Origin of the sequence: Pediococcus damnosus (assembly GCF_001611155.1) — a bacterium.
Lineage (GTDB): Bacteria > Bacillota > Bacilli > Lactobacillales > Lactobacillaceae > Pediococcus > Pediococcus damnosus.
In genome coordinates this window covers 1,284,679-1,297,933 of record NZ_CP012294.1, presented here as the reverse complement: position 1 = coordinate 1,297,933, position 13,255 = coordinate 1,284,679, and the positions used below count along the sequence as shown (strand labels likewise).

Sequence of the window (13,255 nt, the reverse complement as noted above, 5' to 3'; positions counted from 1 at the left end):
AAAACTGTTTTTATTCCCACCGTTAGTCTCTTCGCCCTTGTTTCGCTTGGACTCATTCTTGGCGGTTCTCATCTTCGGATTGTCCTTAGCAACCTTATGAATGGCATCACTGCTCACATGAGTTGGGCTTACCTCGGCATTTACATCATTAACTTCATTTTCTTCATGTTTTTGGCCTTCAGCCACTTTGGCAAAATCAAACTTGGCCATGCAAACGACAAACCTGAATACAGTAGCTTCCAATGGGGCAGCATGGTTTTTGCCACTGCCATTGATGCCAGCATTCTCATGCTCAGTATGGTTGATCCATTACGTTATGTTCAACATCCTATTTTTGGTGATAAACCTTATTCTGCTGCCGCTTACGGCGATGCACACATGCTTGGTCAGTTTAACTGGGGTCCCATGGCTTGGATGATGTTTGCTTCGGCCACAGTCGCCATTGCTTACGTGATGTACGTACGTAATGCCCGGGTTATGCGAATCAGTTCTGCCATTTCATTTTTAAAGGGTCCTGAACGCTATAAGAAAGTCATTCGTCAAATTATCGATTTCTTAGTTGTCTTTGGTATTATGGGCGGGATTGGCTCTTCAGTCGGTATGGAAATTCCCGTACTTTCTAAAATCATCAATCAAATCACCGGAGTTCCCGACACCTTATTCTTAAAACTATTTATGTTTTTAATTTTATTTATTATCTTTGCCGTCACCGTTTTTCACGGTATCAAAGGCGGGATTGATAGATTGAGTGCTGCCCATATTTGGACAGCAATTGGTTTTCTCCTCATTGTCTTGTTTATTGGCCCAACGTTAACCATTTTTCGTGATGAAGGTAACAGTTTACGTTTAATGGTCACCAAGTTCATCACGATGAGTACTGGGACCACAACAACTGGTTCCCCAGATATCGTAAAAAATGAAACAATCTTTTATTGGGGCTGGTGGTTATCTTACATGCCTGTAATGGGATTATTCATTGCGCGCATTTCTCGTGGTCGCACAATTCGTCAGGTTGTCGTTGGCATGTTAGGTTATGGTGCCCTCGGTTGCATGAGTTTTTATGCCATTCTTGGTGGTTACTCGCTTTACCTGCAACAAACAGGGGTTATCAATTTAGTCCACATTTTAAACACGCAAGGACAAGCAGCTGCAATTGCGGCCGTTCTCAGTACGTTGCCGCTTAAAATGTTAATGTTAATTATTTATAGTATTTCTTGCTTTATCTTTTTGGCCACCACAATTTCATCGTCAGCATTTATTGTGTCGTCGTTTACAAGTCGTCACTTGGCGCCAGGAGAACAACCCAGTCAGTTTAATCGCTTGATTTGGGTAATTGTCTTCATCATCTTCTCCTTTGGAATTGTCTTTGTCGGTGGATTTAAGACCGTTCAGGCCATTAGCTCAATTGCGGGATTCCCGTTAATTGTGGTGTGTGGATTATTACTGATTTCTATCTGTCAGATGATTCATCAAGATCAAAAAGTCATCCAAGCCAAGAAAAAAACCGTTTTATTTATGCCACACGTTACGCCAGAAATTGTGCGTAAACAAAAGCGTGTCGAGATTGCTTTAGCGAGTTATCTACATGAACAACCTCGGAACCAAAGCGATCCAGAATTAAGCTAAATTAAAATTACAAAAGCTCATCAAGTTGACCACATATGATCAATTTGATGAGCTTTTACTTTTCGCCAAGAGATTACCAAAAATTGTTGTATAATCAAGGCATATTCACGGGGGAGATCTAATGATGGAAAATCAATTAATTAACTTTACACAGCGACTAACCAAAAAACATTTCTATCAAGCTATTATCAATGCGCTTCGAATTTTATTACCATTTGAATTCATTGGAATTTCCCTACATATTATTTATGAAACGACATTCCACAGAAATGGAATTTTCGAGGCTATTTTTGATCTTCATTCACATATCCCCGCGTTTAAACAAATCGGCATGACGCTAAAGGTATCAGAAAGCCTCATTTTCCTTTCGATTGCACTTTTGATAGCCTTTTTAGTGGCGGATCTGCTTGTTTCATCATCAACCAAGTATCAAAATAATCATTTAGCTGGTCTAATCAGCCTGATTCTTTACTTCACATTAATCTCTGAAACTTCACCTAGTCTTAATCTGCTTCAAATTTCTGAATCCTCTGGAAATATTCTGCTTCCAATTGTTATGGGCCTAATCATCGGCTTTAGTTTTCTTAAACTTCAGTCAAACTTCCACTCAACATTTGATACCAATCTTTCTATCCTGCTATTTTTCATTTTCATTCTGATTGTTGGTGCCATTGGCCTGACCGTTCATCAAACTCAGTACTACGCCACCTTATTTTATCAGCAGGTGACCAGTCTATTAAATATCGGCCAACATCCCTCTTTCTTTAAAATTTTACTAGCTGTTAGTTTACGAAACATTGCCCACTTTTTTGGTATGATTAGCGATTTCACAAACACAGTTGCAAATCACTTTCCTGATGAGAGCGCCAATCTGGCCTATGCCAGTGCTCATCATAATCTCTGGAAGATTCCCTATCCGATTACGTTTCACACCCTTTATAATTCATATGGGATGCTTGGTGGTAGTGGAATGCTACTAGCTTTAAACGGTACCCTCCTGTTCAAAGTTAAGGACAAACAAATGCAATTTGCTGCCCGGCTTTCCATGGGACAAACCCTGTTTGATCAAGGTGGCACTTTATTATTCGGCATCCCTGTTTTATTTAATCCGCTATTATTAATTCCATTTTTACTGTCACCTTTAGTCAGTATGATACTTGCCTTTCTTTTCATTAGCTGGAAACTTGTGCCCCCAGCAACCTATATGATTCCTAACGCCACTCCTAGTCTCTTACGTGCCTTTCTGGGCACAAATGGCGACTGGCGAGCCCTCATACTTAGCCTAATCTGTGTGGCCGTCTCTGGGATCATTTACTATCCTTTTGTAAAAATGTTAAATCGGGCAACCCTTGAGCAAGGAGATGAGATGCATGACTAAATGGTTACGAGGTCTAATTTTGGCAGGTTTAATTCTAATAATCGCTATTTTTGGACTAAAGTGGACGCGCCAGAATATGCGGAACGCGATGCCGGCCAACAATTCACGTATATCTCCCATCATTCTTGTTCCTGGGAGCAGTGCGACTCAGGAACGCTTCGATGCAATGGTTAATGAATTAAATCAAAACACACATACGACCAGCAGCTTATTAAAGGTGACCGTCCATCCTGATGATCATTTATCTTACAGCGGTCAATTTCGGCCTGGAATCGTCCAACCCTACATTGTAATTGCGTTCGCTAATAATAAAGATGGTTATTCAAATATCAAAAAACAAACTCAATGGTTCCAACATGCCATGCTCATCTTGACCGCACGCTATCATTTTAATAATTTCTCCGCAATTGGGCATTCCAACGGCGGCCTTGTCTTGACCCGCTACCTTGAAAAATATTTTAATCGTCAAAAACTACGAATGAATACTTTGATGACAATTGCGTCTCCTTTCAACTTCTCAGAAACAAATATCGATAAACGAACCCAAATGCTGAGTGACCTAGTCCGGGATAAATCAAAAATTCCTTCCAATTTAGTAATGTATTCGGTTGCAGGAACTGAAAATTATAATAATGATGGCACGGTTCCATTTGCGAGTGTTGAAGCCGGCAAATATATTTACCAAGATCAGGCCAAAAGTTACACGCAAATCACCGTCACGGGGGAAGACACGACCCATCATGACTTACCTCAAAATCGGGAAATTGTCAGTTTGATTCAACAATACATCCTTGGTAACCCTAATAAGAACCCCCAACCCGAAGTTAATGTGGCACCACAATAACAATCCCATTTAATTATGTCCGCCTAATATCACACATAGATAATCTTATTCGCAAATACTATACCCTTTCTAGTAATTCGAGTTATACTGTTACGTTGTAAGGGCAAGTAACCCTTTAAATTGAAGAAAAAGAGGCCAATATTTTGGATAAAGTAAATCAAAATAGTACAACGCGGTATGCTTCTATGCAGCTCAACGATGTCTATAAATATTTTGATAATCGAGTAGGAGGTAGTTGATTAATTCAACTACCGACCTCTCACACCACCGTACGTACGGATCCGTATACGGCGGTTCAGTAATTTAAGCACTTTGAATGAACTGGAGTGTCTTGGTTAGATTCATTAATCCAAGGCGTTCCAGTTTTTCATTTGTTAAGGTATATAACAAGGTTTTACTATGCGCTGTACGCCAGTAACCCTTACGGGTATTGGCAGACTTAACCGCATCACTTGTAGATAATCCTAATCGTTTCAAGTTATTTATCTTTGTCTTGGTCTTCTTCCACTGTTTCCAGATATACTGCCGTATACGAGACCTTAACCATTTGTCCAATGTCTGAATAAAAGTAGTCATCTTTCCAACAGAAAAATATTGGATCCAGCCGCGCATCTTTTGCTGAATTTCTTGAAATATCTTGTCAGTTGACACCCCACGATTGCGCTTAGTAATTTGCTTAAGCGCTTGCTTAATTCTAAGCTTGGGTTCTTTGGCTGGTCGTACATAAGCACCACCATGTCCGACTCCCAATGAAAATCCTAAGAATTTTAGTCGTAGAGGTGATCCAACCTGTGTCTTCTTTTGATTGACCGTTACTTTTAGTCGACCTTCCAGAAAATTAGAGATACTTTCAAGAACTCGTTGCCCAGCTCGCTGACTTTTAACGTAAATATTACAGTCATCCGCATATCGGACAAATTTATGGCCTCGTTTTGTCAATTCTTTATCAAGTTCGTTCAAATAAATGTTGGCTAACAATGGTGAAAGTGGACCTCCTTGGGGAGTTCCTTTTTCACTGCTTTCAAATAAGCCATGATTCATGACCCCACTGGTTAAAAATCGACGAATCAATTTTGTTAACCATGGATCATTCACGTATTGTTCAATGAACTTAATTAATAAATCGTGGTTCACAGTATCAAAGTACGCTTTTAGGTCTAGGTCAACCACTCGGTGAAATCCTTCGTTATAAAATGAAACGACCTGTTTAATGGCTTGTTGGGCACTTCTTCCTGGACGAAAACCAAAACTACTCTCTGAGAACGCTTGCTCAAACACTGGGCTCATAACTTGGGCTACCGCCTGTTGGACCATACGGTCAACAACTGTCGGAATTCCTAATTTACGGGTACCTCCGTTGGGCTTGGGAATCTCTACTCGTTTAACCGGCGCTGGTTTATATGTGCCATTTGCTAGTTGTTCAAGTAGCTCTTTCCGGTGTTCTTTCAGGTATGGCAAAAGGTCTTCAACGGTCATGCCGTCTAAACCAGCTGCTCCTTTATTCTTGGTCACCCGTTGATAGGCTAAATTCAGATTATTTCGGGCTAAAACCAAGTCTTGAAACTTAATGCCACTCATTCTTGTATTTTCACCAGAGGCAGTGCTACGCGCCCCGATATGCTCTTGGTCTTCCAGACCTGCCATCCATCGGTGGTCAGCTATTTGTTCTGTTTTCTGCGATTTTCGCACTGCTTCCACCTCCAATATCAATTACGAGTTATTACTGTTCGGTCCTTCGTTCACTTCGTGGACTACTATGACCTCGGCTGACTCCTGCATTACTCAACATTCCATCACTGAAGTGCTTGTCTTTGTGGAACATAACGTTCCTCTTGTCGGAAACGTGTAATACAGGTCTCCCCGGGTAAGAACGCTAACTTTCGTACCATCTCACCGTTGGCTTTACCGTCATGACTTCGAGTAGTATCGGACTTCAGTTTGTTAGGCAACCTTATCCAGTCATTTCGGCCTTGTAGCCACTTCTTGTTCATCGGTGCAGTACTTCGCCTGCGGCTTCCTTCGGATTCCACTTCACAGTGGACACCCTTGCCATTGGCTCATGGTTCCGACTACTACGGCCCATAACGGACTTTCACCGCCTAGTTAGCGCCCATGCCGGGCGCACCTAAAGAAACCGGGTTAACTTCAGAAAAGGCAGCCGGTTTATTAAAGAAATTTGGACCTAATACAATCCAACGAAGTCAAAAGCAATCGCAACTCAAAGCATTCCTGAAAAACTTTACGAGTTTAATGGCGATCTTACTTTGGGTCAGTGGCTTCATTGCTATTTTTGCCAGCATGACAGAACTTGGAATTGCTATTTGGGCGGTTAATATAATCAACGGTGTTTTCAGCTATTGGCAGGAACATCAGGCCCAAAAAGCCACCAATTCATTACTAAAAATGCTGCCCACCTACGCCCAGGTTATACGGGATGGAAAACCACAGCAAATCAACTCTGAAGATCTTGTTCCTGGCGATGTCTTCATGATCCAAGCTGGGAATAGTATCTCAGCAGACGCTCGAATTATCGATTCGAACTCACTTCAAGTTGATGAATCGGCCTTAACTGGTGAATCTGTTCTTGTAAACAAACAACCTGGTTATTCACATGGCGTTGGTCGTTTTGCAGAATCTAATTTAGTTTTTGCTGGAACGGTTGCCGGAAGCGGAACAGCGACTGCAGTAGCCGTTGCAACAGGGATGCATTCTGAATTTGGTAAAATTGCAAAACTTACTCAAAGTCAAAAACATCATTCTAGTCCCCTTGAAATTGAACTTAATCATTTAACCAGGCAGTTATCATTAATTGCCATTTCAATCGGGGTACTCTTCTTCATATTGGCAATCTTTTTTGTCCACTATCCAATTGCCAAATCATTCATTTTTGCTTTAGGAATGATTGTTGCGTTTATTCCAGAAGGCTTGCTACCAACCGTTACCTTGTCATTAGCACAAGGCGTGACCCGAATGGCTAAAAAGCACGCCCTTGTAAAGGATTTGAATAGTGTTGAAACCCTGGGTGAAACAACCGTAATTTGTTCCGATAAAACAGGAACCCTAACGCAAAATCAAATGACCGTGGATCATCTTTGGTTAGCTAGCCATCAATATACGGTTAGTGGAGAAGGCTACGTCAATAACGGCCACATTCAATTAGATGATCAAGATGTTGATGTTTCTAAGGACCCTGGTTTACAAATATTATTACGGGTTTCCGCACTGAATAACGATACGAAAGTTAACCCACCAGAAAAATCTGGCGATAATCCTAAAATTATTGGAACCCCAACCGAAGCTGCATTAATTATTTTGGCTGAGAAGGCTGGCATTAACGTTGAAGAAGAAACTAAAAAAGTTCCTCGGATTGGAGCATTGCCATTTGATTCTGATCGAAAACGGATGTCCACTTTCCATAAAGTAGATGGTAAAAACACAATTTGTGTAAAAGGTTCATTAGATGGTATTTTACCAATTAGTGATACGATCTTGGATAACGGAAAAGCCCGTCCCATCACAGATGCAGATCGTAAACAAATCAACGAGGCCGATAAAAAATATGCAGCCGACGGTTTACGATCATTAGCAATTGCCTATCGGACTCCTACTGATGATTCCGACATGCCTGCTGATCCAAAAGACTGGACCATTAAAAATGCTGAACAACATCTTACTTTTGTGGGCTTAACAATTATGTCTGACCCACCACGTCCAGAAATTTTTGAAGCGGTTCGCAAATGCCGAGAAGCAAGTATTCGAATCATTATGGTTACCGGTGATAGTGCTTTAACAGCTAAAAGTATCGCTACTAAAATCGGAATTACCGGCGATAAAGCCCGGGTAATTACTGGTGATGGTGTGAATGATGCACCTGCTCTTAAAAAGGCTGATATTGGGGTCGCAATGGGAGTTACCGGAACTGATGTCGCTAAAGATGCTGCAAATATGATTTTAACCGATGATAATTTTGCATCCATCGTTTCAGCTATCGAAGAAGGACGAACTGTTTATAGTAACTTGCAGAAATTCCTGTTATATATTCTTAACAGTAATATGCCAGAAGCTGCACCATCCATCATTTTCCTGTTTACACGAGGTTTAGTTCCTTTGCCTTTGACAGTTATGCAAATCTTAACGGTTGATTTAGGTACCGATATGTTGCCTGCCTTAGGTTTAGGTGCTGAAAAGAGTGAACCTGGTATCATGAAACAGCCACCACGCGCACGGACAGCTCATTTACTGAATCGTGGCATCATTATAAAGGCCTTTTGTTGGTACGGCATGATAGCGTCAGTCATTTCCACGTGTGCTTACTTCTTTGTAAACAAACTAAATGGTTGGCCAAATGTTGCCCTTGCTGCAAGTGGTCATGTCTATCAAGAAGCTACGACTATGACTTTAGCTGCAATTGTCTTCTGTCAAATTGCGGCTGCCATTAATTGCCGAACAAAACTTTCTTCAGTATTCAGTATCGGCCTCTTCAGTAACCATCGAATTTGGGGTGGCATTGTCTTTGAAGTGATTTTATTGGCTCTTCTCATTTATGTTCCGTTTTTACAAGGCTTGTTCAATACAGCTGCCATTGGCGGAAGAGAATGGTTATTATTAATTTGCATTCCAATTCCACTCGTTTTAATAGAAGAATTACGAAAGTACTTTTTCCGCAAGCGAGCGGCAAACTAAAGATTTTAAAAAGACTGGGAAAGTATTTTCCTAGTCTTTTTATTTTTATATTTCCGAACTTTATATCTAAAGGCTGAAAGTACAAAGTTTCACCTAATTACCTGACACAAAAAGATTAGTAACAATCAAATTAGTTTAGATTCCGTCTTCCAGCAATTCGGGCTGTAACGTAGTGCGAGTTCTTGTGGCAAAGATAGCCGCAAGAACTCGCACCCCGTTCCAGGCCAAGTGAGCCGAAGAACGGTAATTAACCTAATTTGGGTGAATTAAATCGTTTAATAACAGTAACTGAAGTCATTTTTTACTTTCAACCTTTAGATTTTATACCTAGAACATGGAAATAAGGCAATGGCTCGGAATCTAACCGCCCTATTTCCAACTCTCTTTTTAGGACAGCTTCACAAAGCAAACCACAAGATCTAAGTGCGCCTCTGGCGGGATTGCGATCCCACCGCCGTCACCCTTAGTTTTTGTAGTTTAACCGCTTTGTTCCACTCACTTGATCACTTTTAATTTCATTTTTTGTTATTCGTGGTATTGTTAAGCTAACTTAAAAATGAAATGGAGAGATGTTTGATGACTGCTTTAACTGATACATTTACGCTTCGCAACGGGGTTAGAATTCCTAAAGTTGGTTTTGGTACCTGGCAAGTTCCCGATGGCGACGTTGCCTATAATGCCGTCGCTAATGCTTTGAAAGCTGGCTATCGTCATATTGACACAGCTTGGCAATACCAAAATGAAAAGAGTGTGGGTAAGGCCATTCGTGATTCGGGCATCCCTCGTGATCAAATTTTTGTCACCACTAAATTACCTGCAAAAAGTAAAAGTTATGATGAAAGCCTAAAATTCTTTGAAGAAACCATGCAAAATCTTGGACTAGACTACGTAGATCTTTACTTGATTCACGCCCCATGGCCATGGGAAGAAATGGGTGCTGATTATTCCAAAGAAAACGTAGAAGTTTGGCGTGCAATGGAAAAAATTTATAAATCCGGGCGCGCAAAAGCCATCGGAATCTCCAATTTTAACGTACAGGACCAAAAAAACATTCTCGAAAATTGTGAAATTGAACCCATGGTTAATCAACTTCAATATTACATTGGCTACACAGAGCCTCAGAATGTGCAGTTTGCAAAAGAAAGCGGCATGCTGGTTGAGGCCTTTTCACCACTTGCTACTGGCTATTTATTGAAAAATGACACCGTCGCTGATATTGCTAAACAAAACAATGTTACCATTGCCCAATTAGCTATTAAATACTGTATCCAACATGACATTCTCCCATTACCTAAGTCTGTCAATCCAGCTCACATTAATGAAAACAAGGAATTAGATTTTGTGATTCCAGATGAAGACATGGAAACATTGGATAGTTTAGTAGATACAGCTCCTGGTGAAGACCATAACGAATAATTATTAATACCACAAAGGCTCACTTACATTTCAGTAAGCGGGCCTTTTAGATCCTCTTAAATAAAGTTTGGCGGTGATTAATTAGAATTCCTAATCCCGTCATAATTATTGACAGTAACATAACTAAAATAAGGATTGGTTCCCAACTATTTAACCGATTTTGCACAAACCCAAACAAGACCGGGCCAACCGCTCCGACAATATAGCCGAGTGATTGCGCCATTCCTGAAAGTGCGGTTGTTTCTTGGACAGTCGTTGCCTTTTTTTGAAAAAATACAATACAGACACTAAAGGCGGCTCCTGAAGCAGCTCCCATGATGATTGAAAAAAACGCATTTATCCAAAATCCATGCGTCACCACACTCAATCCAGCAGCACCACCGATAAACCCAATCCCCACAATGGCAACGATGATGCGCATGCCATGCTTCTTTTCAGCTAGTAACGGCACTGTAAGTGAAAGTGGCAACACACTTAACTGAAATAATGTCGCTAAGCTTCCAGCCTGAACTGTCGAAAATCCGCGTGATATCCAAATTGTCGGTAACCAGGTTAACAAAGAATAGTAAAGCAACGACTGGATGCCAAAAAATAAAGTAATTATCCACGCAAGCGAGGCCCGCCACACTGAACGTGAGGTTTGTGGGCGCTGATTGTATTTAATTCGCACCGGTTTCATCACCAAGAGACATAAAACCCACACGATCAATCCGGCAACCCCGACCAAGGAAAAAGTACCCATTGTTGTCTGGAGGTTGGTTTTGGTGGCCAGGAGTCCAGAAAAACCAGTCCCGATTGAGACCACTAATCCCATAGATACAGTATATAAACTAGTTTTTATTGCAATTTGAGTTGGAAACCGTTCCTTGATAATTGCTGGTAACAAGACATTGCCGCCTGCAATCCCGGCACCAACCAAACAGGTCCCGATCATCAATGCCCAGATAGTAGGTATAATTCTTAAATAGCTTCCAATGGTTAGCAAAATTAATGCTGCTAACAAAGTCCGCTCACTCCCATATTTGTTTCCAGCTTTTGCAATGAGGGGTGAAATCAGCGCAAACATGACCAATGGAATGGTGGTCAGCAAACCTGCTAATGATGGAGCAAGGCCTACGCTCCGCTTCAGATCAGACAGTAACGGTGGTAACATGGTGATTGGGAGCCGGAGATTCGCTCCAACCAGAAAGATTCCAAACGTTAAAATTGCGGCCGAATCCTTTTTTCGTGACATAAAACAACTTCCTAAATTTATAATATTTTAAACACTCGCTTTTTAGCTTATCACAGTTTGTTTTGAATCGTTAAAAGGCAATCAAAAAATTAGACTGACAATCCTCTGTTTCTAAAACACATATCAAGGAGTCAAAAAATGTTTAAAAATGCTGATCTCTTATTTATCCAAAGTGTTCCCGATAACTTGTCAGACGCCATCTTGGAAAGCACCGCCACTTCAAAAACACCTAATTATGATCACGTCGCCTTACTTGAAGTAACCGCAAATAACGAATTTTTTGTTCTTCACACCCTTCCTTCAACCGGAAGTATTCGCGAAACTTTTAAAAAGTTCAAAACACGTCAGTGGGCAAAAATTGATTTATATCGCGCCACTCAAAAAATAGATGCTCCTTTAATTATTGAACAGGCCAAACAGCTTCTCGGACAAGTTTATAATGCCAGCTACGTTCCCAGTGCACCGGGCTATTACTGTGCTGACTTTATATATATAGCCTTTGAGCCCACACAAATATTCCATCTAATTCCGATGAACTTCATGGATCAAGAACATAAACAAATTTTACCTTTTTGGCGAAACCATTATGCAAAGTTAGGTTATTCTGTTCCAAACGGTGAGTTAGGTTTAAATCCAAATGACATGACTCAACAAGGCACAGTAACTAAAATTGAAAGCCTGACTCCATAAAAAAACACTGCCCAAAATTTCTGGACAATGCTTTTGATTTTTAATTTTGATCGTTAACTAATTTATGGTTCTTATTCCAAAATGGCGTTTTTACGACACCGTAAATTTTATTTTTAGGCACAAATCCATAGTACCGACTGTCATTAGAAACAATTCGGTTATCACCAAGCACGAAATAATAGCCCTTTGGAACCTGGGTTGCTCCGCGAAACTTCGGCCAATTTTCAAATTTACTTAAGCTAGCCAGTGTAAAACTCTTAACGCCAATAATATCTAGAGTTCCGGCCGTTTGCTGATTTTTACTAATATAACTCTGTGAAACTCTTTTTCCGTTCACAGTTAGTGTTCCATTAGCTCGATAGGTAATCCGGTCTCCCGAAACTGCAGTTACTCTTTTGACATATTCAAGCTTTTTATTTTTAACTCCGGGGTCAACTCCATAAGCGCCAAAAATCACGACTGAGTTTCGCTCAATCTTCGCCTGATGCACTAAAAGCCAACCCGTTCACTATTTTGTAAGTTAGGCTTCATTGAATCTCCCCTAACTACCGCTACTGAAAAAAAACTGGCCCGAATAATAATTGCTAAAACAAGTCCAATCGCAACAGGTAATAACCAACTTAACACTGATTTTAAATATTTCAATTTTCTCCTACCTTCTACAAATCAACGCCGCCATCAATTCGCATAATCTGCCCCGTCATAAATTCATTTTCCATACAGTATAAATAGGCCGACGCCACTTCTTCCACAGTTCCAACTCTTTTAAGCGGAACATTTTTGGCAAACGTTGCCGCCTGTTTCTCCAACTCAGTAGCTGGTATAGATCGCCACAATCCTGTTGGTGTCCACGTTGGTGAAACGGCGTTAACTCGATAATCTGGCGCCATTTCCACAGCCAAACCAGCCACCATTGTATTAATGGCTTGGTTTCCAACAATCGCGCCCGAAGCATCACTTGGATGACCACCTGATCCAGATGTGAAAATTAATGACCCGTGACGTTTCAAATGCTTGCTGGCAATTTTAGCAAGTTGCAAGTTCACGAAGAACTTTTCTTCAATGGTTTTACGAATTAACGCGAGTGAGCTATCCAAAAATCCACCACCCATCGCCCCACCGAGAGTCGAAATCACGTGATCAAATGGCTCCTGCGTTTCAAAAAAAGCCGTTAACGCTTGGGGGTCCCGTGCATCAATTGCCTGCCCCATTACGCCATTAGTTTGGTCCAGAAATTCACTCAACCGCTGTTCACTGTGGCCAATAACATGAATATCGGATTCTTTCTTTAGAGCTTGTCTAGCAACTTCTGCGCCAAATCCAGACGTTCCACCGATAATTAAAATTCGTTGATTTTTTAAATTCACAGTTTTCCTCCAACTGG

General features: G+C 40.8%; 12 protein-coding genes. 6 read left to right on the top strand and 6 right to left on the bottom strand.

Annotated features, from left to right (window positions below; translation table 11 throughout):
- Positions 1–12 precede the first annotated feature (12 nt).
- The 3 genes from ADU73_RS06120 to ADU73_RS06110 all read left to right on the top strand — a co-directional run bounded on the left by ADU73_RS06120 (position 13) and on the right by ADU73_RS06110 (position 3,848).
- A complete protein-coding gene (locus ADU73_RS06120; protein ID WP_081036054.1) occupies positions 13–1,626 on the top strand; it encodes a BCCT family transporter in 1,614 nt (537 codons plus the stop codon).
- 124 nt (positions 1,627–1,750) lie between these two features.
- Positions 1,751–3,004, top strand: a complete 1,254-nt coding sequence (locus ADU73_RS06115; protein WP_056985943.1) for a PTS transporter subunit EIIC — start codon at positions 1,751–1,753, stop codon at positions 3,002–3,004.
- A complete protein-coding gene (locus tag ADU73_RS06110; protein WP_145930487.1) occupies positions 2,997–3,848 on the top strand; it encodes an alpha/beta hydrolase in 852 nt (283 codons plus the stop codon). The genes ADU73_RS06115 and ADU73_RS06110 overlap by 8 nt, the downstream gene beginning before the upstream one ends.
- Before the next feature lie 303 nt (positions 3,849–4,151).
- On the opposite strand, the gene ltrA is transcribed toward ADU73_RS06110, so the two are convergent.
- Both ltrA and ADU73_RS06100 read right to left on the bottom strand, forming a co-directional pair.
- Positions 4,152–5,537: a group II intron reverse transcriptase/maturase gene (gene ltrA, locus ADU73_RS06105; RefSeq protein WP_046870767.1), complete on the bottom strand. Its 1,386-nt coding sequence runs from the start codon at positions 5,535–5,537 to the stop codon at positions 4,152–4,154.
- Between the two features lie 104 nt (positions 5,538–5,641).
- The gene (locus tag ADU73_RS06100) at positions 5,642–5,839 is read right to left on the bottom strand and encodes a hypothetical protein (protein WP_046870766.1); all 198 of its coding nucleotides are present in this window, start codon (positions 5,837–5,839) and stop codon (positions 5,642–5,644) included.
- Positions 5,840–5,960: 121 nt separating this feature from the next.
- Here ADU73_RS06100 and ADU73_RS06095 point away from each other — a divergent pair, with 121 nt between their 5' ends.
- Together ADU73_RS06095 and ADU73_RS06090 are read left to right on the top strand one after the other, a co-directional pair.
- Positions 5,961–8,531: a cation-translocating P-type ATPase gene (locus ADU73_RS06095; RefSeq protein WP_081113860.1), complete on the top strand. Its 2,571-nt coding sequence runs from the start codon at positions 5,961–5,963 to the stop codon at positions 8,529–8,531.
- A 576-nt stretch (positions 8,532–9,107) separates the two neighbouring features.
- Positions 9,108–9,947 (top strand): aldo/keto reductase, encoded by an 840-nt coding sequence (locus ADU73_RS06090; protein ID WP_062913288.1) that lies wholly within the window; start codon positions 9,108–9,110, stop codon positions 9,945–9,947.
- Between the two features lie 46 nt (positions 9,948–9,993).
- Here ADU73_RS06090 and ADU73_RS06085 read toward each other — a convergent pair whose 3' ends face one another.
- Positions 9,994–11,181 carry an MFS transporter gene (locus ADU73_RS06085; protein WP_062913287.1) on the bottom strand — a complete coding sequence of 396 codons (1,188 nt, stop codon included), beginning with the start codon at positions 11,179–11,181 and terminating at the stop codon, positions 9,994–9,996.
- A gap of 138 nt (positions 11,182–11,319) precedes the next feature.
- Between ADU73_RS06085 and ADU73_RS06080 the strand changes: the two genes are divergently transcribed.
- Positions 11,320–11,871: a YiiX/YebB-like N1pC/P60 family cysteine hydrolase gene (locus ADU73_RS06080; protein ID WP_046871157.1), complete on the top strand. Its 552-nt coding sequence runs from the start codon at positions 11,320–11,322 to the stop codon at positions 11,869–11,871.
- A gap of 40 nt (positions 11,872–11,911) precedes the next feature.
- Here the strand turns inward: ADU73_RS06080 and lepB are convergent, their stop codons facing one another.
- Genes lepB through ADU73_RS06070 form a run of 3 tightly spaced genes read right to left on the bottom strand, consistent with a single transcriptional unit; the run spans position 11,912 to position 13,238 of the window.
- On the bottom strand, positions 11,912–12,361 hold the full coding sequence (gene lepB, locus ADU73_RS06075) for a signal peptidase I (protein ID WP_371861581.1): 450 nt from the start codon (positions 12,359–12,361) through the stop codon (positions 11,912–11,914).
- A complete protein-coding gene (locus ADU73_RS10735; RefSeq protein WP_414477485.1) occupies positions 12,361–12,516 on the bottom strand; it encodes a S26 family signal peptidase in 156 nt (51 codons plus the stop codon). Before ADU73_RS10735 ends, lepB begins: the two co-directional genes overlap by 1 nt.
- Positions 12,517–12,530: 14 nt before the next feature.
- Positions 12,531–13,238: an SDR family oxidoreductase gene (locus tag ADU73_RS06070; protein WP_046871158.1), complete on the bottom strand. Its 708-nt coding sequence runs from the start codon at positions 13,236–13,238 to the stop codon at positions 12,531–12,533.
- Positions 13,239–13,255: the final 17 nt, after the last annotated feature.